General features: G+C 36.5%; 1 pseudogene. It reads left to right on the top strand.

Going from position 1 to position 241, the window contains the following annotated elements:
* Positions 1-30 precede the first annotated feature (30 nt).
* Positions 31-241 (top strand): annotated as a pseudogene (locus ACX6XY_RS30475) (argininosuccinate lyase); the annotation flags it as partial.

Below are 241 nucleotides of genomic sequence, written 5' to 3' on the forward strand. Positions count from 1 at the left end.
GTTCAGACAAGCTTAGATATTTTCGCAGGGATGATTGAAACGATGAAGGTCAACACAGAAATAATGGAAGAATCTACGCAAAAAGATTTTTCCAATGCGACAGAACTAGCAGATTATTTAGCGAAAAAAGGTGTTCCATTTAGAGAAGCGCATGAAATCGTTGGAAAATTAGTACTAGAATGTACGCAAAACGGGATTTATTTGCAAGATGTAGCGCTTAACCACTATCAGGAAATAAATC

Source organism: Streptomyces sp. O3 (assembly GCF_054788135.1).